This is a genomic window from Vibrio rhodolitus (assembly GCF_003350325.1).
GTDB lineage: Bacteria > Pseudomonadota > Gammaproteobacteria > Enterobacterales > Vibrionaceae > Vibrio > Vibrio rhodolitus.
The window spans coordinates 1-24132 of sequence record NZ_QLYZ01000025.1 but is presented as its reverse complement, the minus strand read 5'-3'; the positions used below and the strand labels follow the sequence as shown (position 1 = coordinate 24132).

Sequence of the window (24132 nt, the reverse complement as noted above, 5' to 3'; positions counted from 1 at the left end):
TTATTAAGTTAATAGAATTATTATGTCGTTTGACGTTTTGAACAATCTTTGTACGCTAAAAGTCTGAACTAAATCGACTTTTGTCTTAGAAATAAAAACGCCTCAGTTAATCTGAGGCGTTTAAGTTAACCAAGATCTCGCTTATAGCTGGTGGCTATTAAGGTGATCAATAAAGCTTGGCGCATCCATAAAGCCAGTAATACGCGCATTGACGACATGTTTGCCACTGGCGTCCCAAAACTCAATAGTTGGTAGCCCGAGCACATTAAGACGTTGCAGTAACTCGATGTCTTGTAGCTGATTTTTCGTTACGTCAGCTTGCAACAAAACGAAATCTTGCAGCTTGGCTTCGACGTTCGGCGTATGGAAGGTGTACTTCTCAAACTCTTTACAGGCGACACACCAATCGGCGTAGTAGTCGAGCATCACGGGCTTACCCGCTTGTTTGGCGGCACTCAACTGCTGTTCAAGCTCGGCGACGGTCGTGACTTTGATAAATTCGATACTGGTTTGATGCTCTTGTGCTGGTGGATTTATCCAGGTGCTATAGAGCGGTTGCACCGAGGTGACTAAGCCCAGCACGGCGATAATACCGACCATGCTCTGTTTCCAGCCACCAAAGGTGAGGCTGTTTTTAACATGATAGAGCCAACCAAACGCGACGATGCCAAGTGCCGACCAAAGCGTGATTGCCCACGCTTCAGGCAAGATGCGTTCAAGTAAGAAAATCGGCGCAGCAAGCAGCACAAAGCCAAACAGGATTTTCACCCTATCCATCCAACCGCCAGCTTTTGGCAGCAGCTTGTTGCCAAACACTGCCGCGAGCATCAGCGGGATCCCCATGCCTAATGCCAGTGCATACAGAGCCACCGCGCCAGTCAGCAGATCGCCACTTTGCGCCACATAAAGCAGTGCGCCAGACAGCGGGGCAGTGGTACATGGTGAGCAGACCAAGCCTGAAATTGCCCCCATGGCAAACACGCCAGCATTGCTGCCACCTTGCTGTTTATTACTTAAACCACTTAGCCAGGTTTGCACACTGGCAGGCAGTTGTAGGGTATAAACGCCAAACATAGAAAGCGCTAGCGCGACAAACATAACGCTCAAACCGATCAGCACGTATGGATGCTGCATCGCGGCTTGAAACTGCATGCCCGCCGAGGCAACAACCAAGCCGAGCAAGGTGTATGTTAATGCCATGCCTTGCACATAGATAAACGACAGGCTTAACGCGCGGCGATGGCTTAGCTTGCCACTACCCAACACAATACTGGTAAGAATTGGGTACATAGGTAACACGCAAGGCGTAAATGCCAGACCCACACCAAGGGCTAAAAATAGCAGTGGTGTCCACCAATTATCGGCTAGTTTCCCCGCCAGTGAGCTTTCTTGTGATTGAGGTGCGCTTGATTGAGTTTGCGTTGCCGTTTGGGCGGCAGGCTCTGCATTGACTGTGTTATTAACGGCTTCGCTGGTGCTGGTAGCAAAGGGCTCGACATCAATCACACGTGTCTCAGGTGGGTAGCAAAAGCCAGCTTTAGCACACCCTTGATATTGGACGATCAAACGTGCGCCAGTTTGATATTGTTCAAGCGGTACTTCAACAAACAGCGGCTCGGTATAGATGTGCACATCACCAAAAAACTCATCGTGGTATGGCTCACCATTGCGCATGGTGAGATCACCGAGCGAGACATTTTCTGCGCTGACCGAAATACGTTCTTGGTAAAGGTAATAGTCTTGTTTTACCTGCCAGTCGAGGAAGACACGATTACCTTGTTGAAAATGGTTGAACGGGAATGCTTCATCAACCGGCACAAAGCGGTTGTTGTCAGTGGCAAAGCTTGGCGTGGCGGCATTGTTGCCAAACAGCGCCATTGCTGGGGTTGCCAAAAAACTCAGGCATAAAAATAACAGGGAAAAAACTGAGCGCATAGAGACATCACTTTATTTAACTTGCGGGTATTTTACGTACAGGCTGACTTTTTATCCAATCTAACCTTCGCAGACTGTATAGGACAGGGAAAAGCACTAAATAGTTTCAACCAAGGTGGTTTTTATTAATGGTAGAGGAAGCGGCAAAGCTGGTATAAAAAAGGCGCCGCAGCGCCTTAAAAGATGTTGTGTTCGATGTCTTTTTTGGAGTGACTAAATCACCATGCCACCAAAGATAAAGCCGAGTGTGACTGCTGAAGTAATGGTTACCACACCAGGAATAAAGAATGGGTGGTTAAATACATACTTACCGATACGAGTTGAGCCAGTATCATCCATTTCAACTGCCGCCAACAGGGTTGGGTAGGTTGGCAACACAAATAGCGCACTCACCGCGGCAAAAGAGGCGACCGCAGTTAATGGGGCAACGCCAATCGCAAGTGCAGCTGGCATTAGCGCTACCGTAGTCGCGCCTTGTGAGTAAAGTAGCATCGAGGCAAAAAATAGCACCAGCGCCAGCATCCAAGGGTAGTCTGCCAGTAGTTCACCGGCGATCTCTTTGATGCCATCGACGTGTGCGTTAACAAATGTCGCCCCCAGCCAAGCCACACCGAGCACACACACACAGGCAGTCATGCCTGAGCGGAAAGTACTGGCAGATGGGATTTGGTTAGCATCAATTTTGGTGATCATGACAATCACCGCAGCAGCAGCAAGCATCACCGTCATGATCGCTTCATTGCGACCCAATGCGGGATTTTCAATGAGTCCGATGGAATCAGAAATCAGTGCTGCGTAGCCGACAACCAAGGCAATTGCAGCCAGGAACACATAGGTTGCCTTTTTGGCACTTGGTAGAATCTCTCGCTGTTCTTCGCTTGCCAGTTTTATTAGACCTTGCTCTAGACGCTCTTGGTAGATAGGGTCATCTTTAAGCTCGCTGCCCATAAAGTTTGCTACAAATGCGCCAATCATGCAGGCAATAAAAGTGGTTGGAATGCACACCGCAAGCAGTGTGAGGTAGTCGACACCCACAGGGGCGAGCATGGCAGCAAAGGCAACCACGGCTGCTGAAATTGGTGAGGCTGTAATGGCAATTTGTGAAGCGATCACTGCGATAGACAGCGGACGAGATGGTCGCACGCCTTGACCCTTCGCCACTTCTGCAATCACTGGTAGGGTTGAAAATGCAGTGTGTCCTGTGCCTGCCATTAAAGTCATCACAAAGGTCACAATCGGTGCGTAGAAGGTGATGCGTTTAGGATTTTTACGCAGAAAGTTTTCTGCCACTTGTACCAACCACTCTAAGCCGCCTGCCACTTGCATAGCAGCAATGGCGGTAATCACCGACATAATGATTAAGATAACATCGACTGGAATGTAAGCTTGGCTGGTGGGTACACCCAAGCCTAAAGACAGTGCAATAACCCCAGCACCGCCCGCAAAACCAATGCCAATACCGCCAATTCTCGCCCCTATAAAGATAAAGAGCAGAACGACGAACAGTTCGACCGCTACCATAAATGACCCCCGTCTGTTTTAGTTTGCCCATGATTGGCGTTGCTAAAAAAAGCGTATTAGCAAAACGCGCCATTTACCATGAACTGAAATTTTCGCCAAATTGCGGCGTTAAAAAAGGGTCCGCTTGGGACCCTTGTGGTATTTGTTATTCGTAACGTTTGGCTTTATACGTTGGATGCATGAAGTTTTCAACGCAAAGGATCTCGTCAAGCTCTTCTGCAGTCAATAATCCACGATCTAGCACTACTTCACGCACGCTCTTACCGGTTTCTGCACAAATTTTGCCCACGATGTCGCCTTCATGGTGACCAATGTATGGGTTTAGGTAAGTGACGATACCGATTGAGTTGTACACGTAGTTCTCACAGATTTCTTTGTTTACTGTGATGCCGTCAATACACTTATCACGTAGGTTCACACACGCATTGTGTAGTAGAGAGATTGACTCAAACATGCTTTGCGCGATGACTGGTTCCATTACGTTTAACTGTAGTTGACCACCTTCTGCTGCGAAAGAGATGGTGTTGTCGTTACCTAGTACTTTAAAACATACTTGGTTAACCACTTCAGGAATTACTGGGTTTACTTTAGCTGGCATGATAGATGAACCTGCTTGTAGTTCAGGAAGGTTCAGCTCATTAAGACCAGCGCGTGGACCAGAAGAAAGTAGACGCAAGTCGTTACAGATCTTAGATAGCTTAACCGCTAGGCGTTTTAGTGCGCCGTGCGTCATTACGTAAGCACCACAGTCTGAGGTCGCTTCAATCAAGTCTTCTGCTGGCACAACTTCAAGACCAGTAACTTCGCCAAGGTGCTTAACCGCAAGACCTTGGTAACCTGCAGGTGCGTTTAGACCAGTACCGATAGCTGTTGCGCCTAGGTTGATCTCAAGTAGCAGTTTAGATGTGTAATCAAGCGCACGAATTTCTTCGTTTAGTGTAACAGCCCATGCGTGGAACTCTTGACCAACCGTCATTGGTACCGCGTCTTGCAACTGAGTACGACCCATTTTCAATACGCCTTTGAACTCTTGTGCTTTCAGCTCAAATGCCCCTTTTAGGTACTCAATCGCATCCATCAGTTTATGTACGCTGTTGTAAACCGCGATACGGAAACCTGTTGGGTAAGCACAGTTGGTTGATTGGCTCTTGTTAACGTGATCGTTCGGGTTGATAAACTGGTATTGACCTTTTTCTTTGCCCATTAGCTCAAGCGCAACGTTAGCAATCACTTCGTTGGTGTTCATGTTCACCGATGTGCCTGCGCCGCCTTGGAATACGTCTGACGGGAATTGGTCCATGCACTTGCCTGTTTCCAAGATCAAATCACATGCTTGAAGAATGTAGTCAGCAACATCTTTTGGAATTGCGCCAAGCTCTTTGTTAGCGAGAGCAGCGGCTTTCTTCGTCATTACCATACCGCGCACAAATTCAGGCACATCAGAGATGGTAACGTTAGAGATATTGAAGTTTTCGATCGCGCGTAGGGTGTGAATACCGTAGTAAGCATCGGCAGGAACGTGGCGTTCGCCGAGTAGATCTTCTTCGATACGAGTGGCTGAGTTAGCTGCAGTCGCTTCTGTTAGGGTAGCCATAGGTGGATCCTTTAAGAATTATTATCAAATTAAGCTGAATGTCATGCCAATTCTGAAATTAAGAATCCATTCGCCAGAAAGCTTGGCTGAAAATCCGTCCTGACTTTATGTGCCACATGATACTGGACCTAGTTCATAAAAATAGTAACTGGATCACTATTTACACCAAAGCAATGAAAAATATTTCATCAATTTGATGCACTTCATTTAACCATGCCGAAGTTGTTACGCAGAGTGATGATCAATAGAGACGAGATTGTTAATGCCATGGGCAATCACGCAATTTCGCCCCGATTTTTTCGCCCGATATAAGCAGTTGTCCGCCAATTCATAACAACTTTGCCAATTGGCACCAATGGGTGCGATACCGACACTGATCGTGATGGGGTATTCAGACCAACGCGCCACCTCTTGGCTGACGCGGCGCATCAGTAACAAGGCTTTTTTAGTGTCGACATGTTGGATGATCATCGCAAATTCGTCGCCACCAATCCGACCGATGGCATCGCTGTCACGCATCACTTGGCGCAAGGTATGGCTGACATGCAAGATGGCTTGATCGCCAAAAGCATGACCACGAGAGTCATTGATCCGTTTAAAGTCATCAATATCAATAATAGCCAAACAACTCGGTGGATGGTTTTTATAGCGAGCGATGAGTTGGGCTTGATTGCTCAGCAAGGCTTCAAACTTGGCTTTGTTCCACAGGTTTGTCGCGCTGTCGCATTCACTCAGCGCTTGCAACTGAGCGATTCGCTGTTGGTGGACGCTGATATCGGTAAAAGCGTGGACGAAATAGTGCACATTAGGCTGATGTGGATTGAGTGGGCGTATTTCCACCTCGCAACTGACCAGTTGCTCTGTGGTGGTGCGCAGTTCACTGCTGCCTTTCCAATAGCGATATTGATGTAACGCCTTCTGGAGCTGTTCACTGGAAATCGGCAACTGTTGCAAATGGGTTACTTGTGCACCGATCAGTTGTTCGTGATGCAGTCCGGTTAACTCCATAAAGCGCCCATTGGCTTTAAGGATATTAAATTGGCTATCGGTTAAAACGATAGCGCTGCCGCTCTCGAGCAAAAGATTGGTAAAGGCATGATCGATTTTATTGCGCCGATAGGCTTCGAACATCAGGGTAAAAATACCGGCACCTAAGCCTAACGCTAACCAAATGATGCCGACTTCAAGTAACAAGAGCTCAAAACGGTTATTACTCCCTTGGCTAAACAGACTTTTCGGGTAGAAGGTGAGAGAGGTCAGGTTGTTTACATGATCAAGTAACGGCGTTTGTACCGCGCGATAAACGTAAAGCCCTTCGCTCGTTAGGTAGCTGCCTGAATTGGGTTGCTGTTGTATCTTATGCCATAACTCAGGTTGCTCTTGGCTGAGTTGATGGTGCTCTCTTTCATTAATTAAGTGACCAAAGAGACGATTGGTACGGGTGCTGAGAATATAGAAGCCATCTTGATTAACGAAATCGACCGGCAAATCTTGAGTGTTTTGTGTGATTTCATCAATCAACTGCAGTACGTCTAAGTTGGCAATAAAATAGCCAAGTCTTTCGTGTCGCTCGTCGTGGTGATAATCCAGAGGATAGATAATGCGAAAGCCGGGTTTATAGGGCAGTACTGGTTTGCCAAACTCATACTCTAAATCAAGACCGACATAACCGGTTTGGTTTTGTTTGAGTTGCTGCGCATGTAAAAAGTAGTCGCGGTGCGCTTTGTTCTGCAGTTGTTTGGCTGGCACAATCGACGGTTGCTCGCTGCCATTTGGGTAGTCGACTCGAATCACCTCTTGTCCGTTAGCATCAAGAAAACGTAGTTGATCAAAACGAGATGAATTGAGAGAGGCAATATACCATTGCTTCTGCAGATAGTTTTTGAGTGTTTTGTCGTTGGTATGAGCAAAATCATGCAGCAGTGAGGAGTGGCTGATTTCGTAAGTGGTTTTGTCAATTTCAGAATAGATGACTTGCGCTCGCTGATCGACAAACGAGAGAAACTGCAGCCCCTGATCTTTAAGCTGAGCGTAAATCTCGTCTTGTGTTTTGGAACTGACGTACCAGTAGTAGAGCAGCGGGATCAGTGTTAGACCTAACCACAAGACCAGTATATTTTTGCCAATACGCACTAGTCTTTTCATTATTGTATGTCACTCGCACTGTTTACAGCTATACCGTAGATCATTCTGGATATTTTTGCCAGTCATGATTTCTAACATTTCGTGAATGGAAACAGTTGTCGTTCGGGCGGCTTAACGCTAATGTGTGCGTAACAAAGGAGGGCTTGTGTTTCCTATCTTACTTTTACTATTTATCTTAGTACCGATTATTGAGATTGGCCTGTTTATCCAAGTGGGCGGATTTCTTGGCTTATGGCCAACGATTGCATTAGTGTTGATCACCGCGTTTGTTGGTGCGTCATTGGTTCGAAGCCAAGGTTTGCAGACATTAATGAATGTGCAAAACCGTCTACAACAAGGTGAATTACCTGCGCAGCAAATCTTTGAAGGCGTAATGCTTGCCGTTGCTGGTGTCTTGCTGCTCACTCCAGGTTTTATGACCGATGCGCTTGGCATGTTGGTGCTATTGCCGGCCCCACGCGCTGCCATTGCTAAATATTTGATGAGCAAAATGGTGGTGAAATCCGTCGGTGGTGGTTTTCATGGCGGTTTTGATCAAGATCCGCTCCAAAGAAATCCATTCGATCAACGCGGTGAGAATGGCAACACCTTTGAAGGTGAATATGAGCGTAAAGATGACGATGACAATGATCGTCACAAGCTCAACTAAGCTTGGTATTAATTGACACAAAGGGCGCTTCGACGCCCTTTTTATATTGTAGCTATATCGAAGTTATATCGAAAATCTGCGCTTACTGCGCACCGTCAAATCCCATTTGGCGCCACGCTTCATACGCGATGATCGCCACTGCATTCGACAAGTTGAGGCTACGCGCATCTGGCATCATAGGAATGCGGATGCGTTGTTCCATTGGCAAGCTATCAATGACATCAGCAGGCAAGCCGCGCGTTTCAGGACCAAATAGCAGCACATCACCTTGCTGGAACTTGGCATCAACGTGATGACCGGTTGTCTTGGTGGTACAAGCGAAAATACGGAAGTCGCCTTCGCGTTCATCTTGCAAATAATCAAGGAATTCTTGCAGGTTTTTATGACGTTTCACGCGGGCCAGATCGTGGTAATCCAAGCCTGCACGGCGGACTTTTTTCTCTTCTAAATCGAAACCAAGCGGCTCGATTAGGTGTAGGTTGGCGCCGCAGTTGGCACACAGTCGAATAATGTTGCCAGTATTTGGCGCAATTTCCGGTTCGTATAAAGCGATATCAAACATGGAATCTAACGGTGTAGTGAAGAAAACTGCATCGAGTATAACAGTATGCACGGATGTGGGGGATAGATAGGCAAAATTTAGCGACGTTATGCACGTCGCTGACTGACGTTATTAGTAAACTGACTACGCGATAGCTTGGCTATAGTTATCTTCAATCGCTGACCAGTTGACTACGTTCCACCATGCATCGATGTATTCTGGGCGACGGTTTTGATAGCTGATGTAATAAGCATGCTCCCACACATCTAAAGCAAGGATTGGCTCGCCTTGTGCCGAGGAGACATCCATTAGAGGATTGTCTTGGTTGGGGGTGGAAACAATCTCTAGCTGACCATCTTTGACAATTAACCACACAAAACCAGAACCAAAGGTATTGACTGCTGCTTGGGCAAATTGCTCTTGGAAGGCGCTAAAGCTGCCAAAGGTTTGCTTAATTGCCTCGGCCAGTTTGCCGCTTGGCTCGCCACCACCATTGGGTGCCATGCAGTTCCAATAGAGAATGTGATTGTAGTAACCTCCGCCATTATTGCGCACAGCGGGTGATAACTGAGAGATATTGGCGAAGATGTCTTCTAGACGGGTGGCTTCAAGGTCGCTACCTGCGATAGCGACAATGAATTTATCGTAATAAGTGCGATGATGTTTGCTGTAATGAACTTCCATTGTTTTAGCATCGATATATGGCTCTAACGAGTCATAAGCGTAAGGAAGCTCTGGAAATAAATGCGACATAGTAAATCCTCCTCGGTGAAGGATTTACTTTAAATGATAATGATATCGATTATCAACTGTGATTTTATAAGGGTATTTGCCGTGATGTTCCAAATAACCTTATTCGTAGAGTAGTGGTAAACACACCGTGACCCGCAATCCACCAAGTGGGCTGCGGCTTGCCTCGATAGTACCACTATGCTGGCGCACGGCCGTTTGAGTAATCGCCAGCCCTAATCCAGTACCACCGCTCACACGGTCTCGCGCAGTGGAGACACGGTAGAAAGGACGGAAAATTGCTTCTAGCTCGTGTTCTGCAACCCCTTCACCATTGTCATCTACATGCACAATCACCTGTTCGCGATCGGCGTTGATGGAGACTTGGATCTGATCTTTGCCGTAATGAATGGCATTGCGCACGATGTTATCCAGCGCACTCATTAGCAGCTTAGGCTTACCAGAAATCATTCGCTCGGGAATCGGAGAGTAGCTGAGTGTTTTATCCATCTGCTCCGCTTCAAATTGGGCATCGCTCAGGATCGCTTCCCATAAACTGGTAAGCGGCTGTTGCTCTCGATCAGTGTGGCTATCCAACTGAGTGCGCGACAGTTCTAGCAGCTCTGCGATCATCTGCTCTAGTCGCTGCGCTTCGGTATCAATACGAGTCAGTTCAGGACTTTCACCTTGTTTACGTGTTGCCAGCGCGGTCGCCATGCGCAGACGAGTCAAAGGTGAGCGCAGCTCATGAGAGATATCCGATAACAAGCGCTGTTGACCAGAAATCATCTGATTGACGTCTTGTACCATCTGGTTAAATGCAGTGCCCGCTTGACGAAACTCTGAAGTGCCTTTTTCTAAGCTGGGATCGGCAATAAATTCGCCCTTTGCCACGCGCTTTGCTGCGCGTTCTAACTTGCGTGCGGGTTGGCTCAACGCCCAAGCAAGCCACAGCAAAAATGGAGTACTCACCAGCATTACAGTCAGTAGCAGTTGCAATGGGTGATCAAATAGGCGCAGCAGAAACGGTGGCGGCTCATCCCATTTAAATGAGATATACATGTGTAAAGGTTGTCCCGCTAATGTCACTGGCACTGGACCGGCTACCATAAAGCGACCGTATAAGCGCTGCTTTGGTTGTTCAGGTGACTCTATGGTGGAAATCAGGTTTTGCAGTGCGCGGATCTTAAAATCGTGTTGCTTTTGAATACTGACAATATTGCCGTCGAGATCGGTTAGGAAATAGAGCGGTTTTGTCGAGCGCGAGCGAGATTTACCATCGCGAGGATCTGACTTTGAGTGCAAAGATGCAGGGCGATCCGCCTCTATTTTACGTAGTAGCCGCTTGAAATTGGTTTCGTCTTGATAGCGCTTTTCCACAGAGGCAGCGAACAGCTGCATCTGTTTATAATTTTCGGCTGGAATGGCATGAGGCTTACGTGGGTCAAGGTGTGGCAGGGCAAGTACCGCGATCAACACGAGCAGCATGGTTAGCCAAAAAATCGCAAAAATACGCCCATACAGGCTGGTGAAACGCGGAAAGCGCATCAATCTTCCTCCATCAACAGGTAGCCACGTCCGCGCAGGGTTTTAATGCGCGGTTTGCCATCAGAGCGTTCAGGCAGTTTCTTGCGTAAGTTGGAGACATGCATATCGATAGCACGATCAAAGGCGGCAAGACGTTTACCCAATACATCTAAACTCAGCTCTTCTTTAGTGATCGTCGCGCCAGGATTGGCAACAAAGTGACTGAGCAAAGCAAACTCCGTGGTAGTGAGCTCGATTAACTGCTCTTGGCAGTAAGCCTCTTGTTTGCCTGGATAGACTTTGAGATCTTGATATTCAAGGCAATCACTCGATTTGCTGGTGGTGTTCTGTGTGCGGCGTAAAATGGCGCGAATACGTGCCATCAGTTCACGATCACTAAATGGCTTAGGCAAATAGTCATCTGCGCCAAGTTCAAGACCGATCACGCGGTCAATCTCTTCGCCTTTGGCGGTGAGCATTAATACTGGCGTATCCCATTTCTCGCGAATGCGTTTGAGGGTTTCCGTGCCATTGAGTTTTGGCATCATCACATCCAATAAGATTAAGTCGATGTCTTTATTTAATGCTGCCAACCCAGCTTCACCATCATTGGCTTCAGAAACACTGAAGCCCTCAAAGGAGAGTACTTCTTTGAGTAAACCAGTGAGTTCGGTATCGTCATCAATCAATAAGATATGCGCCATGCTTTATGCCCTTTATATAAGCGTTACCTCAAGTATATTACTGGTTATTGCGTCTGAGCATTAGCGTAAATTTTGCTCTTTACGTATCTTTACGCTCCCTAGACGCCAATTTACCTCCAGAGATCTAATCTATATTCAAGCGCTGCAATCGCAGCCTCTCGAACACACTTAAAAGGTATAGATTATGAAAACTGTTAAGAAACTTGTATTGGCTGCAGCGGTTGTTCCAATGGTATTTGCATCAGCAAGTGCACTAGCTTTCGGTGGCAAAGGTGATCACAAAGGTGGTCACTGCCAAGGTGGTATGGATCGTGGCATCATCAAACAGTTAGATTTAACTGACGCACAAAAAGATCAGCTTAAACAGATGCGTGAAACCAACAAAGCGCAGATGAAAGAGAACTATCAAGCGAACTTTGAAGCGCGTAAAGCTGAGCGCCAAGCTCAACATGAGAAAGTTCAGCAACTTGTATTAGCAGATAACTTTGACCAAGCAGCAGCGAATGAGCTTGCGAAGCAGATGGTTGAGAAGCAAACAGAGCGCAAAGTGAAGATGCTAGAGAAGCAGCACCAAATGCTGAGCGTGTTAACGCCAGAGCAAAAAGCTAAGTTTGTTGAGCTGAGCAAAGAGCGCATGGAGAAATGTGCAGATAAACGTAAACATCACGATTAATCAAATTGATACCGATACAAGGCAGCCAATTGGCTGCCTTGTTGCTTATTGGCTAAGCTGGTTATAATTGCGACATCCTAGATGATAAAAACAGTGCAATGAAACAAGACTACGCAAAACTTGTCACCTTAGCGGCATGGGCGGCTACCCTAGTCGCCACCTTCTTACTGATTGTTAAACTGGCGGTCTGGTGGATCACCGGATCGGTCAGTTTATTGGCTTCATTGATCGACTCGATGCTTGATATTGCGGCGTCAGTGGTCAATCTCATCGTGATTCGCTTTTCTCTGCAACCTGCCGACAAAGAGCATCGTTTTGGGCATGGTAAAGCGGAGTCGCTCGCCGCTTTGGCACAGGCGATGTTTATTTCCGGCTCGGCGGTGTTCTTGATCCTCAACGGCATTGAGCGTTTTTTCCGTCCGCAAGACTTACAATCGCCAGAGCTTGGTGTTTATGTCAGCTTCTTTGCCATTTTGGTTACATTTGCGCTGGTGCAATTTCAAAAAAGTGTCGTACGCAAAACTGGCAGCCAGGCGATTGCTGCAGACTCACTGCATTATCAAACCGACCTTTATATGAATGCGGCAATCATGTTGGCGCTGGGGCTGAGCTGGTTTGGGTTAGGGCAGGCGGATGCTGTGTTTGCTGTCGCCATCGGCATCTACATCTTATATAGCGCGTTTAAAATGGTGCATGAGGCGATTCAAGCCTTACTCGACCGCCAGTTACCTGAGGAAGAACTTCTGAAAATAAAACAGGTCTGCTTACAGGTTGAAGGGGTACTTGGTGTGCATCAGTTACGAACTCGTATGTCGGGGCCGGTGCGTTTTATTCAACTCCATCTAGAATTGGAAGACGAACTAAAATTAATTGAGGCGCATCGAATTTCTGATCAGGTAGAGCTGAGTTTACTGGCAGCCTTTCCTCAGGCGGATATCCTTATCCACCAAGACCCATACTCGGTGGTACATACCTCAGAGCGGATACAAAAGTCGGCAGATTGGTAAAAAAACGGGTGCTGGACAGCAAGATTTCATTGGCTATCTTTTCAGCGATACGACAAATAAACGTGATACTGATATGTATCAACAAAGTTAATGAGTAAAACTGTAATACTCTTACATAAGTAGAAAACTTACATAATTTCGTGCAAATAAAAGTAGTATTCCTTTCAAGGCAAGGTAACATATTGCACAACTAAAGAATCTGGTCAGCGGCTTTTTTGAAAGCCTCTAACGTAAAAATTGAAACAAGATTCCCAAAAATCGAGGGTGAGCATGATTAAGAAGATCGGTGTTTTGACGAGTGGTGGTGACGCACCAGGTATGAACGCGGCAATCCGTGGCGTAGTACGCACAGCGTTATCTGAAGGTTTGGAAGTTTACGGCGTTCAAGACGGTTACTTAGGTCTATACGAAGACCGCATCGTGAAACTAGACCGCTCTAGCGTGTCTGATGTGATCAACAAAGGTGGTACTTTCCTAGGTTCTGCACGTTTCCCAGAATTCCGTGAAGTTGAAGTTCGTGAAAAAGCGATCGAAAACCTGAAGAAACACGACATTGACGCACTGGTTGTGATCGGTGGTGACGGTTCTTACATGGGTGCGAAAAAGCTAACTGAAATGGGTTACCCATGTATCGGTCTGCCAGGCACTATCGATAACGATATCGCAGGCACGGATTACACTATCGGCTACTTAACTGCACTAAACACAGTTATTGATGCGATCGACCGTCTTCGTGATACTTCATCATCTCACCAACGTATCTCTATCGTTGAAATCATGGGCCGTCACTGTGGCGACCTAACTCTTATGTCTGCTATCGCAGGCGGCTGCGAGTACATCATCACGCCTGAAACGGGTCTAGACAAAGAGAAGCTAATTGGCAATATCCAAGATGGCATCGAAAAAGGTAAGAAACACGCGATCATCGCGCTTACTGAGCTAATGATGGATGCTAACGAGCTAGCAAAAGAGATTGAATCGGCGACAGGTCGTGAAACTCGTGCAACCGTTCTAGGTCACATTCAACGTGGTGGTCGTCCAACGGCATTTGACCGTGTACTAGCATCTCGTATGGGTAACTACGCAGTACACCTACTACTAGAAGGTCACGGTGGTCGTTGTGTTGGTATCGTTAAAGAGCAACTTGTTCACCACGATATCATCGATGCAATCGAGAACATGAAGCGTCCAGTACGTAACGATCTATACAAAGTGGCGGAAGAATTGTTCTAAGCGACTTTGAATGATGTAAAAACCACCTTTTGAGGTGGTTTTTTTGTATCTGTGATTGGCGGTCTTCGTTGTTGCTATAAAGATGACAACTCAGTTTTGTTTGTCGTTTTTGTTCTTATCGATCGACTTAGCCCGACTTGGCGCGGCGCGTTTTTGAAAGGTTTTATGTACCCCACGACGCAGTGCTTTGATGCGGTTTTCCGCTTTGTCGACGCCGAGCAACACGCTTAAAGCCAGTAAGGTAATCAGCACCGATTGCTGCATATAGCCAAGCCCTATCATCATTCCTAAAGCGGCAAGAACCCAGATAACCGCCGCGGAGGTTACGCCATGAATCTTGCCATCTTGCGTCATCATGACCCCAGCGCCGAGAAAGCCTACACCGGTAATGATTTGTCCCAACACGCGGGCTTGGTCAAGAGTGTTCGGTGAGAGTGAGACTGCCATCGACATAAAGAAGTAGGTGCCTGAGATCACTAAAATCGAGGTGCGAATACCAACTGGTTTACCGCGAGTTTGACGCTCAACGCCGATCAGCACGCCATTCAGTGCGCAGCAAAAAAGCCCCGCCCAACTAAATGGACCCAAATCGAGATAGTACTCAAGTGAAATAGACATAGTGACCTCCAAAAACGCGGAGTATCGGCGCAATCTTTTGTCCTAGCGAACAAAAGATTGTTTTGCTTAAGGTAAATTTAGTTTGTTGTTTTAGCAGCCGCTAGTTTCAAGTTCAAATGATGGCGGGGTAGTGGCGCTCGCTTCGTTGTACTGCAAATAGCAATTTTCGCCCCTTAGCTTGCGTGACTTGTGCATAAAGTAGATCAAGCTATCGTTGTCGCCACCTTGAGGGTTGCTAAAGTACCAATCACCGGGATCGTCAGGATGAAATGTGCTATCAGTAAAAGTGGCTTCGATCAGTTCAGCCCAAGTATCTTTCGCGTATGCCGCTGGGTAACCATAAGCAATTTGTATAGTGTCATTTTCAACCGTGATGGCGGAGCTGACTAGCGTGTCTTTGCCTTCGCGAATGGCAATGGGATGAACCATGTCCGAAGCGCTTTGCATGCCGGCTTTCAATCCTTCAAGAGCGGCAATGCGCGCATCAGATTGCAAATTGATCAGGCGAGGCATGGCGGTAACCGCGAGGATGCCAAGTACGACAATAACAATAACCAGTTCAATAAGTGTAAAGCCGCGCGGTGTTCTATTCATGATCCATATGAGGTGAGTGAGTTAACAGACTGGAGTATTGTAACAAAACTCAGCGCCGGCAACTGTGCGCATTACGTAAAAATTACTCTAAGTGTAAATCGAGTGGTGTCTTACTCGAGCGACCACCAATTTCACGGGTTAGCTTTGGCACTAAGTAGCCTGAGACAGCCTCTATCAACCCCGCCATCAGCTGTTTTGCTTGCTCGTCACTGACAAAGAAATGCGCTGCACCTTGTACTTTGTCGAGCACGTGTAGGTAATACGGCAAAATCTGTGCATCAAACAAAGCTTCACTGAGCGCGATTAGTGCTGGAACATTGTCATTGACGCCTTTGAGCAAAACGCCTTGGTTAAGTAACGTCACACCTGCTTGTTTTAGCTGAGTCGTTTTTTCTGCCAGCTCATGATTGATTTCATTGGCATGGTTAATGTGCGTAACCAGTACCACTTGCAAGCGGGTAGTGTGCAAGATTTCTAACAGTTCTGGTGTAACACGAGCGGGGATCACCACAGGTAGACGCGAGTGAATACGCAGACGCTTGATATGCGGAATATCTGCAATACGTTTGATCAGCCAATCCAGTTCTGCATCTTTTGCCATCAGCGGATCGCCACCGGAGAGGATCACTTCATTGAGCTCAGTGTGAGCGGCAATGTAATCCAAACTGGTTTGCCACACCGCTTTACTGCCTTTGTTATCCTCATACGGGAAGTGACGACGAAAACAGTAGCGGCAGTTGATCGCACAGCCACCTTTGACAATCATCAGCGCGCGATTGCGATATTTGTGCAGCAGCCCTGGGATGGCGTTATCTTGCTCTTCCAATGGATCATTTGAGTAGCCTTCATGGACCGCAAATTCTTCAGATAACGGTAAAACTTGGCGTAAAAGCGGATCAAAAGGATTGCCTTTTTCCATTCTATCGACAAAACTTTGCGGCACACGCTGTGCAAAAAGCGTTCTTGCTTCAAATCCGTGTTGCCATGGTGATGGATCAATCTCCAGTAGTTCCAGCAGTTTTGCAGGATCAGAGATCCCATTCGCTAGCAGTTTGAGCCAGTTTTGCTCAACAGAATCGACATTTCGGGTTATGATGTGCGGCATTAAATTTAACTCGAAGAATGGTAAGAGGAAAAAATGGCTACTGTTAGCACGAATGAATTCAAAGGCGGTCTTAAAATTATGCTTGATAACGAGCCTTGTGTCATTCTCGAAAACGAGTATGTAAAACCAGGCAAAGGTCAGGCTTTCAACCGCGTTAAAATCCGTAAGCTGCTTTCAGGTAAAGTTCTAGAGAAAACATTTAAGTCTGGCGACACTGTTGAAGTGGCTGACGTAATGGATATCGATCTAGATTACCTATACAACGATGGCGAATTCTACCACTTTATGAACAACGAAACGTTCGAGCAAATCGCGGCAGACATGAAAGCTGTTGGCGAAAACGCTAAGTGGTTAGTAGAAAACAACACTTGTATGCTAACGCTTTGGAACGGTAACCCAATCGCTGTTACTCCACCAAACTTCGTTGAGCTAGAAGTTGTTGAAACAGACCCTGGTCTAAAAGGTGACACTCAAGGTACGGGTGGTAAGCCTGCAACACTATCTACTGGTGCAGTAGTACGTGTTCCTCTATTTATCGCTATCGGCGAAGTGATCCGTGTTGACACTCGTTCAGCAGAATACGTAAGCCGCGTTAAATAATCTGGCTTAGAAATAAAAAAGGTCACTTCGGTGGCCTTTTTTATTTTTCTGCTAACTTTGATATGACACAATTCTTATTATTGGATATCTCACTAAACTGATGAGCATGAAACAGACGCTGCAAATTTGGCTTGATGCCGCTCGCCCAAAAACCTTGCCCTTGGCACTGGTCTCTATTTTGACCGGTAGTGTTTTGGCGTTTTCGAGCCACCATTTTTCTCTCTCTGTTGCGGTATTGGCATTTATTACTGCGACGCTACTACAGATCTTATCGAATCTGGCGAATGATTATGGAGATGCAGTCAAGGGAACCGACAATGAAGCTCGCCTAGGTCCGACAAGAGCGATTCAATCTGGGGCGGTGACGCCAAAAACCATGAAGCAAGCGATTATCGTCAATGTAATTTTGACCATGATTGCGGGGTTAATTTTGGTTCTGCATGCCCTAACCAGTTGGGAAAGTATCCTCGCCTTTATTGGCTTAGGGCTGCTGGCAATCGGGGCTGCGATAGCTTACACCGTTGGCAATAAGCCTTACGGTTATGTGGGGCTGGGTGATATCTCGGTGTTTATCTTCTTTGGTTTACTCGGCGTGGCAGGCACGTATTTTCTCCATACTGGTATCGTTGACCTTTCTTTAGCTTTACCGGCAATTGGCTGCGGTCTACTCGCGGTAGCGGTGCTCAATATCAATAATATGCGTGATATTGAAAACGACGAATTGTGCGGTAAGCGCACCGTCGCAGTACGCTTAGGGCAACAGCGTGCCAAGCAGTATCACTTTGTCCTGCTTGCTGGTGCTGTGTGTGCGTTTATTGCTTATCTGCTGCTGCAGCCATCACCAGTGTGGGTGATGTTGCCATTTTTACTCAGTCTGATGGTGACTTTTAAGCACGGCAAAGCGGTTTGGCTCGCTGAGCAGCCTGCGCAAATTGCGCCAATGATGCCGGTGGTAGTGAAGTGTTCGCTGGTAACCAACTTGCTGTTTGCGGGAGTGGTTATAGCTCAAACTCTGGTGAGTTAAATTCAGCTTGTCATTGCAATGACAAAGTGACTGGATATACTCGATCTATATGACCAATGCGATGAGAAGAAATGCTATGGAATACAATACGTCAGCATTATGCGACATCTACTTAGATCAAGTGGATGTAGTTGAACCTATGTTTAGTAATTTCGGCGGTAGTGCGTCGTTTGCCGGTCAAATCACAACGGTAAAATGTTTTGAAGATAACGGCATTATTCGCGATGTTCTTGAGCAAGATGGCGTAGGTCGAGTCCTGCTGGTTGACGGTGGTGGTTCATTACGTCGCGCATTGGTCGATGCAGAGATTGCTGCGCTGGCAGAAGAGAACGAATGGGAAGGCATTGTGGTTTATGGCTGCGTGCGTGAAGTCGATGAGCTGGAAGACATGAGCATTGGTATTCAAGCTTTAGCATCGATTCCTGTTGGCGCCACCAATAAAGGTGAAGGTGAAATCGATGTACCGGTTAACTTCGGTGGCGTAACGTTTATCCCAGAAGATTACCTGTATGCAGATAATACTGGTGTCATTCTTTCTCAAGAGCCGCTTAATATTGATCTTGAACTCGATGAAGATGATGTTGAGGACGAAGAGCGATAAGTTGCTAAGTAAGTCACCAAGATAGATAAAAGCCAGCTATTCAAGCTGGCTTTTTTACATCTCAAGTTTTGGCTAGGCAGAAAGATGGCGATACTGGTCGCGCAGCCTTAATGCATAGAGGTAGCTTAAGCTCCCCCCCAAAATGTTGCCGACAGCAATCCCAAAGAACACCCCTTCAACGTCGTAGCAGACACCGCCTAACCACGCCAATGGTAGGGTGAAGAGGAATAAACGCATTGCGCTCCATTGAAAAGCTTTAATTGGTTGATGCATCGCGTTGAGACCGGAAACCAGCATCATCATGATCCCCTGAAATCCGTAGCTAAACGGCACCACAATGAGGTAATGCCACAGCTGGTTTTGTACTGCTTGCTCTTGCGAGAACATGGCTGAAAGCGGAATGCTGAGCGGTACCATCATAATAAAGATCACCAGTTGGAAAGCGATGGCAAAGCGCATGCTAAGGAAAAGCCCCGCAAAGCTGCGCTGTGGATTATCTGCGCCAAAGTTTTGCGCCATAAATGGCGATAGGGCAGAGGTTAGCGACATCAATACTAAAATCAAAATAGATTCAATGCGCTGCGCCGCGCCATAGGCAGCTACCACCGAGGTGCCGTGCGTCGATAAGATCATCATCAGCAGCGCACCAGAAAGCGGTGACATCGCATTTGATAGCCCGGCTGGCGTGCCAATTTTAAGGATCATCTTGCAATCATCGACCAGGTAAGCGAAGTGCGGCCAAGCAAGCAACTTCTCACGTTTGATCAACACATAGAGCGAACCAATTAACGCGCCAAACCAACTTACCGCACTGGCGATGGCTGCACCTTGGATGCCGAGCTCAGGAAAAGGACCGTAGCCAAAGATCAGCAGCGGGTCGAGTACGCCATTAATAAGCCCTGCCAACATCATGATTTTTGCCGGTGTTTTGGTATCCCCCGTGGCGCGAATTGCGCTGTTGCCCGCCATAGGAATCACTAGCAGTGGGATTGAGAAGTACCAAATAGCCATATACTGCTCAATCAGCGGGATCAGTTTGGCTTCTGCGCCCAGTGCAAGGAAAAGCGGTTCAATGGTAAGTAAGCCCAATGTGGAGGCTAGCGTGACTAGCGCTACGGCGAGCAGCAGTCCGTGACTGGTCACGCGCGCGGCATCTTGCGCTTGGCGCTGACCCAGCAGGCGACCAATGGTGGTTGATAGTCCTACGCCAATGCCCATGGTAATGCAGTTAACCGTAAAGGTAACTGGGAAGGTGTAGCTGACTGCCGCCAGCGCTTGAGTACCGAGCAAGGAGATAAAAAAGGTATCGACTAAATTGAACATTAAGATGGCGATCATGCCAACCGTCATTGGAATGGTCATCTGCCGCAGCACTTTAGGGATCGAGCCGGTCAATAGACCATGTTTATCGTGCATAAAGTAGTCGAACTAGGGGAAAAGCGTAGAATACTTGATTCACCGCGCAGGTGATAGGGCAAAGGTGTGAATTTGCCGCAAACTATAATTGTTGTTTGAGTAGGTAGCAAAAAGGTCAGCCGAGGCTGACCTTTGAATCTATTTTCGACAATGAAGGCGAAAATTAAGCTTTTGCTGCCGCAGCTGCTTTAGCGATTGCCGCGAAGCTCTTAGCGTCTAGAGAAGCACCACCAACTAGAGCACCGTCGATGTCTGGTTGTGAGAAGTAAGCTTCAGCGTTTTCTGGTTTAACGCTGCCGCCGTACTGGATGATTACTTGCTCAGCTACTGCTTCGTCTTTCGCTGCGATTAGTGCGCGGATAGAAGCGTGGATGCGTTGTGCATCTTCAGCTGTTGCTGCTTTACCAGTACCGATAGCCCAGATTGGTTCGTAAGCGATGATTGCACCGTTTAGCGCTTCAACACCGTAAGTGTCGATCACTGCGTTGATTTGACGTGCACATACAGCTTCAGTTTCGCCAGCTTCGTTTTGTGCTTCAGATTCACCGATACAGAAAACAGGCGTTAGACCGTTCTCTTTTAGGAAGTTGAATTTCTTCGCGATGAACTCGTCAGATTCGTTGTGGTAATCACGACGCTCTGAGTGACCGATGATGATGTGAGAAGCACCGAAGTCTTTCAACATTTCTGGAGACATGTCGCCAGTGAATGCACCGCTGTTGTTTAGGTCAGTGTTTTGTGCACCAAGGATGATCTTGTTACCGCCTTTTGCGATTAGCTGTTCAGCTAGATCGATGTAAAGTGCTGGTGGAGCAACTGCCACGTCAACACCTTCAACGCCTTCAAGCTCAGCGTTAAGACCAGTTAGCAGCTCTTTAACCATTGCTTTGCTGCCATTAAGTTTCCAGTTACCCATCACTACAGGACGACGCATAGGAATATCTCCATATTTAAATTAAAGCGTTAATGTAAAAAATCTACGTAAGAATATAACAGAATAAATCTTGTAGATCATGACCCGTATCATTTCTTATTTAGGATCTAACTCGCTGTCAGAGACAAATTGTGTCAAAGGGGGCGAGCGAGGTGCTATCAGTGATCTCTTAGACAGAATGATAGCAACAGACTCGGCATCTGTGAGGGAAATTGGTATTAGTGCCTAACTAAAGGCGATTTACAGGGGACGTTATGCCACATCTAGTCATGGAATATTCCAATTCCGTTGAAGAGCGAGTCAACATTCAACGTTTGTTGGAAGACTTACATCATGCTGCGCTACAATCTGCGTTGTTCGATACACCGTCGCTGAAATCGCGTGCCCGTCGCTATCACGATTGGCTGATTGGTGAAGAAGCTGATAGTGTAGACTTTATCCATGTGACGTTTGAGCTGTTAGATGGTCGCAGTGCTGATCAAAAACGAGAGTTATCCCGTTTGCTTATGTCGGTTTTGCAGCAGCAAGCCAGTCATATTCGTAGCTTAACCATCAACATACGTGATATGGACCGAGAGTGTTTTCAAAAAGTGGTCAATTAGCCACCCATTTAGGTATGTAAGATGTCAATGAAAGAGTTACTGTTTTCCTTTCAAGGTCGTATAGGACGCAAAGTCTATTGGACTTGGAATATTTTCTATTACTTTACTATCGTCGGATTTGGGATTGGGATGAATGCATTGTTCCCATCTTTGGCGCATTTGATTTTGCCAGTTTTTTTGATTTTGGTGTTGATTCCTGATCTGGCGATCACTGCAAAACGCTGGCATGACCGAGGTAAATCGAGCTGGTGGTTGCTACTCAATATTCCCTTGATCATCGGACGTATGACGATGCCGGCGGCAGATGCTGGCGTGCCTGTAGAAACCTCAACGCTACAAATGGTGACATCTCTTGCGGCATTGGTATGTGGTGTGTGGATTTTGGTTGAGTGTGGCTTTCTAAAAGGTCAGCCAGGTGAGAATAAATATGGTTCTGAGCCAGTTTAATTCATTATACTAACGTGAAAAGAGCAAGCCAGTGGCTTGCTCTTTTGCTTTGTGTGCTTGGCGAAGTCGCGCTTTACTTACGCAGTAGGATTTCTTCGACTAAGTGACTGGCGCCTTTTTTAAGTACAAGTTGCGCGCGTCCTTTGGTCGGCAAGATGTTCTCTTCGAGATTGATCCCGTTGATGCTACGCCAAATGGCGCGCGCTTTATCGACCGCTTCTTGCTCGGTTAACTGTGTGTAGTGACTAAAGTAGGATCCCGGTTGCGTGAAAGCGCCTTGGCGGAATTTCAAAAAGCGCTCGACATACCAGTTCTCAATCACATCGGTTTCAGCGTCGACATACAAAGTGAAGTCTAAAAAGTCAGAGACGAAGACGCGATGAGGATCGTGCGGGTAGTCCATACCACTTTGCAAAACGTTCAACCCTTCAATAATTAACACATCTGGGCGATCAACGATTTTGACTTCATCGGTAATATCGTAAGTAATGTGCGAATAGACGGGCACTTGTAAGTTGGGCTTACCGGCTTTGATGTCAGAAACAAATTCAACTAAGCGCTTGATATCGTATGACTCAGGAAAGCCTTTGCGGTGCATAATACCGCGCTCGTCGAGCACTTTTTTCGGGTAAAGGAAACCATCGGTGGTGACCAACTCGACTTTTGGGTGGTCACTCCAGCGAGAGAGCAGGGCCTTAAGCAAGCGAGCCGTGGTACTTTTACCCACCGCGACACTGCCGGCAATGCCGATAATAAACGGCGGCGCACTATTGGTGGCACCAAGAAAGTTCTGCAAAACTGAGTTGCGGCTTTGGCGCGCAGAAATATACAGGTTAAGTAAACGAGCGAGCGGCAGGTAGATCTCCACCGACTCTTCCATGGTTAGGCTCTCATTGACACCTTGCAGCTCTTTTAGATCTGCTTCGGACAATGTCATCGGCACTGAATTGCGCAATTCAGCCCACTGTTGCCGAGTAAAAGAGAGGTATGGCGTCATAGTTATCCTAACTGTTTTTGTCGCTTAGAAGTTGCGAAAATACATCAAGCGGATTAGAAAGCAAATCACAAGCATGCGGCATTCACTATTTTCTGCGTAAAACTGTGCGAAATTTCAGCAAATGAGTGGAATCTAGGCAAAAATTTTACTTTTTTCAAATTAGCTATTGCAAGCTAGAAAATCATTCAATAGAATGCGCACCACTTATGCCGACTTAGCTCAGTAGGTAGAGCAACTGACTTGTAATCAGTAGGTCACCAGTTCGATTCCGGTAGTCGGCACCATTCCCTCCTGTTTTAGAAACAGGGAAGCGAGAATGGCTAAAAATTTGGAGGGGTTCCCGAGTGGCCAAAGGGAGCAGACTGTAAATCTGCCGGCACTGCCTTCGATGGTTCGAATCCGTCCCCCTCCACCATATTCTTTAGGAAATAGCTCGAAGAGTTACGTGTGCGGGCATCGTATAATGGCTATTACCTCAGCCTTCCAAGCTGATGATGCGGGTTCGATTCCCGCTGCCCGCTCCAATCACAATTTGTTGCTGATATAGCTCAGGCGGTAGAGCGCATCCTTGGTAAGGATGAGGTCCCCAGTTCGACTCTGGGTATCAGCACCAGCTCTCAAAGCAAAATTTTCCTTTTGATATATACTTTATCACCAATAAGTTTGGTTACGTGGTCTTTTGCGCCACTTAAATCCGTACCTAGAGGGACAACTCATGTCTAAAGAAAAATTTGAACGTGTAAAACCGCACGTAAACGTTGGTACTATCGGCCACGTTGACCACGGTAAAACAACTCTAACTGCAGCTATCTGTACTACTCTTGCAAAAGTTTACGGCGGTGCTGCTCGTGACTTCGCATCTATCGATAACGCTCCAGAAGAGCGTGAGCGCGGTATCACAATCTCTACTTCACACGTAGAGTACGACACTCCAAC

At 46.8% G+C, this 24132-nt stretch carries 24 protein-coding genes and 4 tRNA genes; 14 read left to right on the top strand and 14 right to left on the bottom strand.

Annotated elements, in window-relative coordinates; translation table 11 throughout:
- Nucleotides 1–141 precede the first annotated feature (141 nt).
- From DPF93_RS18630 to DPF93_RS18615, 4 genes are all read right to left on the bottom strand, one after another.
- On the bottom strand, nt 142–1935 hold the full coding sequence (locus DPF93_RS18630; protein WP_114767557.1) for a protein-disulfide reductase DsbD: 1794 nt from the start codon (nt 1933–1935) through the stop codon (nt 142–144).
- 213 nt (nt 1936–2148) lie between these two features.
- A complete protein-coding gene (locus tag DPF93_RS18625) occupies nt 2149–3456 on the bottom strand; it encodes an anaerobic C4-dicarboxylate transporter (protein WP_114767556.1) in 1308 nt (435 codons plus the stop codon).
- Between the two features lie 145 nt (nt 3457–3601).
- Complete coding sequence (aspA, locus tag DPF93_RS18620; protein ID WP_114767555.1) at nt 3602–5050, bottom strand: aspartate ammonia-lyase; 1449 nt, start codon at nt 5048–5050, stop codon at nt 3602–3604.
- A gap of 225 nt (nt 5051–5275) precedes the next feature.
- Nucleotides 5276–7195 (bottom strand): sensor domain-containing diguanylate cyclase, encoded by a 1920-nt coding sequence (locus tag DPF93_RS18615; RefSeq protein WP_114767554.1) that lies wholly within the window; start codon nt 7193–7195, stop codon nt 5276–5278.
- A 145-nt stretch (nt 7196–7340) separates the two neighbouring features.
- On the opposite strand from DPF93_RS18615, the gene DPF93_RS18610 reads away from it, so the two are divergent.
- Complete coding sequence (locus DPF93_RS18610; protein WP_114767553.1) at nt 7341–7844, top strand: FxsA family protein; 504 nt, start codon at nt 7341–7343, stop codon at nt 7842–7844.
- An 82-nt stretch (nt 7845–7926) separates the two neighbouring features.
- Here DPF93_RS18610 and trmL read toward each other — a convergent pair whose 3' ends face one another.
- From trmL to DPF93_RS18590, 4 genes are all read right to left on the bottom strand, one after another.
- Entirely contained in the window at nt 7927–8406 is a 480-nt protein-coding gene (trmL, locus tag DPF93_RS18605) for a tRNA (uridine(34)/cytosine(34)/5-carboxymethylaminomethyluridine(34)-2'-O)-methyltransferase TrmL (protein ID WP_114767552.1), read from the bottom strand.
- 123 nt (nt 8407–8529) lie between these two features.
- On the bottom strand, nt 8530–9138 hold the full coding sequence (locus DPF93_RS18600; RefSeq protein ID WP_114767551.1) for a superoxide dismutase: 609 nt from the start codon (nt 9136–9138) through the stop codon (nt 8530–8532).
- A gap of 99 nt (nt 9139–9237) precedes the next feature.
- Nucleotides 9238–10662, bottom strand: coding sequence for an envelope stress sensor histidine kinase CpxA (cpxA, locus tag DPF93_RS18595; RefSeq protein ID WP_114767550.1), 1425 nt, complete (start codon nt 10660–10662; stop codon nt 9238–9240).
- On the bottom strand, nt 10662–11345 hold the full coding sequence (locus DPF93_RS18590) for a response regulator (RefSeq protein WP_114767549.1): 684 nt from the start codon (nt 11343–11345) through the stop codon (nt 10662–10664). Before DPF93_RS18590 ends, cpxA begins: the two co-directional genes overlap by 1 nt.
- Nucleotides 11346–11529: 184 nt before the next feature.
- Between DPF93_RS18590 and DPF93_RS18585 the strand changes: the two genes are divergently transcribed.
- The 3 genes from DPF93_RS18585 to pfkA all read left to right on the top strand — a co-directional run bounded on the left by DPF93_RS18585 (nt 11530) and on the right by pfkA (nt 14258).
- A complete protein-coding gene (locus DPF93_RS18585; RefSeq protein WP_114767548.1) occupies nt 11530–12018 on the top strand; it encodes a CpxP family protein in 489 nt (162 codons plus the stop codon).
- A 98-nt stretch (nt 12019–12116) separates the two neighbouring features.
- Nucleotides 12117–13025: a CDF family cation-efflux transporter FieF gene (gene fieF / locus DPF93_RS18580; protein ID WP_114767547.1), complete on the top strand. Its 909-nt coding sequence runs from the start codon at nt 12117–12119 to the stop codon at nt 13023–13025.
- Between the two features lie 270 nt (nt 13026–13295).
- A complete protein-coding gene (gene pfkA, locus DPF93_RS18575) occupies nt 13296–14258 on the top strand; it encodes a 6-phosphofructokinase (protein WP_114767546.1) in 963 nt (320 codons plus the stop codon).
- A gap of 90 nt (nt 14259–14348) precedes the next feature.
- Here pfkA and DPF93_RS18570 read toward each other — a convergent pair whose 3' ends face one another.
- From DPF93_RS18570 to epmB, 3 genes are all read right to left on the bottom strand, one after another.
- Nucleotides 14349–14876, bottom strand: coding sequence for an MgtC/SapB family protein (locus DPF93_RS18570; RefSeq protein WP_114767545.1), 528 nt, complete (start codon nt 14874–14876; stop codon nt 14349–14351).
- 90 nt (nt 14877–14966) lie between these two features.
- The gene (locus DPF93_RS18565) at nt 14967–15470 is read right to left on the bottom strand and encodes a type II secretion system protein (RefSeq protein WP_114767544.1); all 504 of its coding nucleotides are present in this window, start codon (nt 15468–15470) and stop codon (nt 14967–14969) included.
- Between the two features lie 82 nt (nt 15471–15552).
- Complete coding sequence (epmB, locus tag DPF93_RS18560) at nt 15553–16575, bottom strand: EF-P beta-lysylation protein EpmB (protein ID WP_114767543.1); 1023 nt, start codon at nt 16573–16575, stop codon at nt 15553–15555.
- A 33-nt stretch (nt 16576–16608) separates the two neighbouring features.
- Between epmB and efp the strand changes: the two genes are divergently transcribed.
- The 3 genes from efp (at nt 16609) to rraA (ending at nt 18800) form a co-directional block, all read left to right on the top strand.
- Nucleotides 16609–17175: an elongation factor P gene (gene efp / locus DPF93_RS18555; RefSeq protein WP_075649449.1), complete on the top strand. Its 567-nt coding sequence runs from the start codon at nt 16609–16611 to the stop codon at nt 17173–17175.
- A gap of 106 nt (nt 17176–17281) precedes the next feature.
- The gene (locus DPF93_RS18550) at nt 17282–18199 is read left to right on the top strand and encodes a 1,4-dihydroxy-2-naphthoate polyprenyltransferase (RefSeq protein ID WP_114767578.1); all 918 of its coding nucleotides are present in this window, start codon (nt 17282–17284) and stop codon (nt 18197–18199) included.
- 76 nt (nt 18200–18275) lie between these two features.
- A complete protein-coding gene (gene rraA / locus DPF93_RS18545) occupies nt 18276–18800 on the top strand; it encodes a ribonuclease E activity regulator RraA (RefSeq protein ID WP_114767542.1) in 525 nt (174 codons plus the stop codon).
- Nucleotides 18801–18872: 72 nt separating this feature from the next.
- On the opposite strand, the gene DPF93_RS18540 is transcribed toward rraA, so the two are convergent.
- Nucleotides 18873–20216, bottom strand: a complete 1344-nt coding sequence (locus DPF93_RS18540; RefSeq protein WP_114767541.1) for an MATE family efflux transporter — start codon at nt 20214–20216, stop codon at nt 18873–18875.
- 163 nt (nt 20217–20379) lie between these two features.
- Nucleotides 20380–21150 carry a triose-phosphate isomerase gene (tpiA, locus tag DPF93_RS18535; protein WP_114767540.1) on the bottom strand — a complete coding sequence of 257 codons (771 nt, stop codon included), beginning with the start codon at nt 21148–21150 and terminating at the stop codon, nt 20380–20382.
- 254 nt (nt 21151–21404) lie between these two features.
- Here tpiA and DPF93_RS18530 point away from each other — a divergent pair, with 254 nt between their 5' ends.
- Both DPF93_RS18530 and DPF93_RS18525 read left to right on the top strand, forming a co-directional pair.
- Nucleotides 21405–21752 carry a 5-carboxymethyl-2-hydroxymuconate Delta-isomerase gene (locus DPF93_RS18530; protein WP_114767539.1) on the top strand — a complete coding sequence of 116 codons (348 nt, stop codon included), beginning with the start codon at nt 21405–21407 and terminating at the stop codon, nt 21750–21752.
- A gap of 21 nt (nt 21753–21773) precedes the next feature.
- Complete coding sequence (locus DPF93_RS18525; protein WP_114767538.1) at nt 21774–22199, top strand: DUF805 domain-containing protein; 426 nt, start codon at nt 21774–21776, stop codon at nt 22197–22199.
- 73 nt (nt 22200–22272) lie between these two features.
- On the opposite strand, the gene coaA is transcribed toward DPF93_RS18525, so the two are convergent.
- Nucleotides 22273–23196: a type I pantothenate kinase gene (coaA, locus tag DPF93_RS18520; protein WP_114767537.1), complete on the bottom strand. Its 924-nt coding sequence runs from the start codon at nt 23194–23196 to the stop codon at nt 22273–22275.
- Between the two features lie 208 nt (nt 23197–23404).
- On the opposite strand from coaA, the gene DPF93_RS18510 reads away from it, so the two are divergent.
- From DPF93_RS18510 to DPF93_RS18490, 5 genes are all read left to right on the top strand, one after another.
- Nucleotides 23405–23480, top strand: a tRNA-Thr gene (locus DPF93_RS18510).
- 46 nt (nt 23481–23526) lie between these two features.
- Nucleotides 23527–23611 (top strand) — tRNA-Tyr (locus DPF93_RS18505).
- A 34-nt stretch (nt 23612–23645) separates the two neighbouring features.
- Nucleotides 23646–23720, top strand: a tRNA-Gly gene (locus DPF93_RS18500).
- A gap of 13 nt (nt 23721–23733) precedes the next feature.
- Nucleotides 23734–23809: transfer RNA gene (locus tag DPF93_RS18495), tRNA-Thr, on the top strand.
- A 102-nt stretch (nt 23810–23911) separates the two neighbouring features.
- Nucleotides 23912–24132 (top strand): GTP-binding protein (locus DPF93_RS18490; RefSeq protein WP_244204753.1); only part of this gene is annotated, 221 nt, incomplete at its 3' end.

What these genes read in the sequence shown, in the direction of transcription:
- aspA (WP_114767555.1), bottom strand. Translation starts at nt 5,050, where the DNA reads ATGGCTACCCTAACAGAAGCGACTGCAGCTAACTCAGCCACTCGTATC.
- DPF93_RS18585 (WP_114767548.1), top strand. Translation starts at nt 11,530, where the DNA reads ATGAAAACTGTTAAGAAACTTGTATTGGCTGCAGCGGTTGTTCCAATG.
- coaA (WP_114767537.1), bottom strand. Translation starts at nt 23,196, where the DNA reads ATGACGCCATACCTCTCTTTTACTCGGCAACAGTGGGCTGAATTGCGC.
- DPF93_RS18530 (WP_114767539.1), top strand. Translation starts at nt 21,405, where the DNA reads ATGCCACATCTAGTCATGGAATATTCCAATTCCGTTGAAGAGCGAGTC.
- DPF93_RS18570 (WP_114767545.1), bottom strand. Translation starts at nt 14,876, where the DNA reads ATGTCTATTTCACTTGAGTACTATCTCGATTTGGGTCCATTTAGTTGG.
- tpiA (WP_114767540.1), bottom strand. Translation starts at nt 21,150, where the DNA reads ATGCGTCGTCCTGTAGTGATGGGTAACTGGAAACTTAATGGCAGCAAA.
- trmL (WP_114767552.1), bottom strand. Translation starts at nt 8,406, where the DNA reads ATGTTTGATATCGCTTTATACGAACCGGAAATTGCGCCAAATACTGGC.
- DPF93_RS18615 (WP_114767554.1), bottom strand. Translation starts at nt 7,195, where the DNA reads ATGAAAAGACTAGTGCGTATTGGCAAAAATATACTGGTCTTGTGGTTA.
- DPF93_RS18525 (WP_114767538.1), top strand. Translation starts at nt 21,774, where the DNA reads ATGTCAATGAAAGAGTTACTGTTTTCCTTTCAAGGTCGTATAGGACGC.
- fieF (WP_114767547.1), top strand. Translation starts at nt 12,117, where the DNA reads ATGAAACAAGACTACGCAAAACTTGTCACCTTAGCGGCATGGGCGGCT.
- rraA (WP_114767542.1), top strand. Translation starts at nt 18,276, where the DNA reads ATGGAATACAATACGTCAGCATTATGCGACATCTACTTAGATCAAGTG.
- DPF93_RS18590 (WP_114767549.1), bottom strand. Translation starts at nt 11,345, where the DNA reads ATGGCGCATATCTTATTGATTGATGACGATACCGAACTCACTGGTTTA.
- DPF93_RS18625 (WP_114767556.1), bottom strand. Translation starts at nt 3,456, where the DNA reads ATGGTAGCGGTCGAACTGTTCGTCGTTCTGCTCTTTATCTTTATAGGG.
- DPF93_RS18540 (WP_114767541.1), bottom strand. Translation starts at nt 20,216, where the DNA reads ATGCACGATAAACATGGTCTATTGACCGGCTCGATCCCTAAAGTGCTG.
- pfkA (WP_114767546.1), top strand. Translation starts at nt 13,296, where the DNA reads ATGATTAAGAAGATCGGTGTTTTGACGAGTGGTGGTGACGCACCAGGT.
- cpxA (WP_114767550.1), bottom strand. Translation starts at nt 10,662, where the DNA reads ATGCGCTTTCCGCGTTTCACCAGCCTGTATGGGCGTATTTTTGCGATT.
- DPF93_RS18630 (WP_114767557.1), bottom strand. Translation starts at nt 1,935, where the DNA reads ATGCGCTCAGTTTTTTCCCTGTTATTTTTATGCCTGAGTTTTTTGGCA.
- efp (WP_075649449.1), top strand. Translation starts at nt 16,609, where the DNA reads ATGGCTACTGTTAGCACGAATGAATTCAAAGGCGGTCTTAAAATTATG.
- DPF93_RS18565 (WP_114767544.1), bottom strand. Translation starts at nt 15,470, where the DNA reads ATGAATAGAACACCGCGCGGCTTTACACTTATTGAACTGGTTATTGTT.
- epmB (WP_114767543.1), bottom strand. Translation starts at nt 16,575, where the DNA reads ATGCCGCACATCATAACCCGAAATGTCGATTCTGTTGAGCAAAACTGG.
- DPF93_RS18600 (WP_114767551.1), bottom strand. Translation starts at nt 9,138, where the DNA reads ATGTCGCATTTATTTCCAGAGCTTCCTTACGCTTATGACTCGTTAGAG.
- DPF93_RS18550 (WP_114767578.1), top strand. Translation starts at nt 17,282, where the DNA reads ATGAAACAGACGCTGCAAATTTGGCTTGATGCCGCTCGCCCAAAAACC.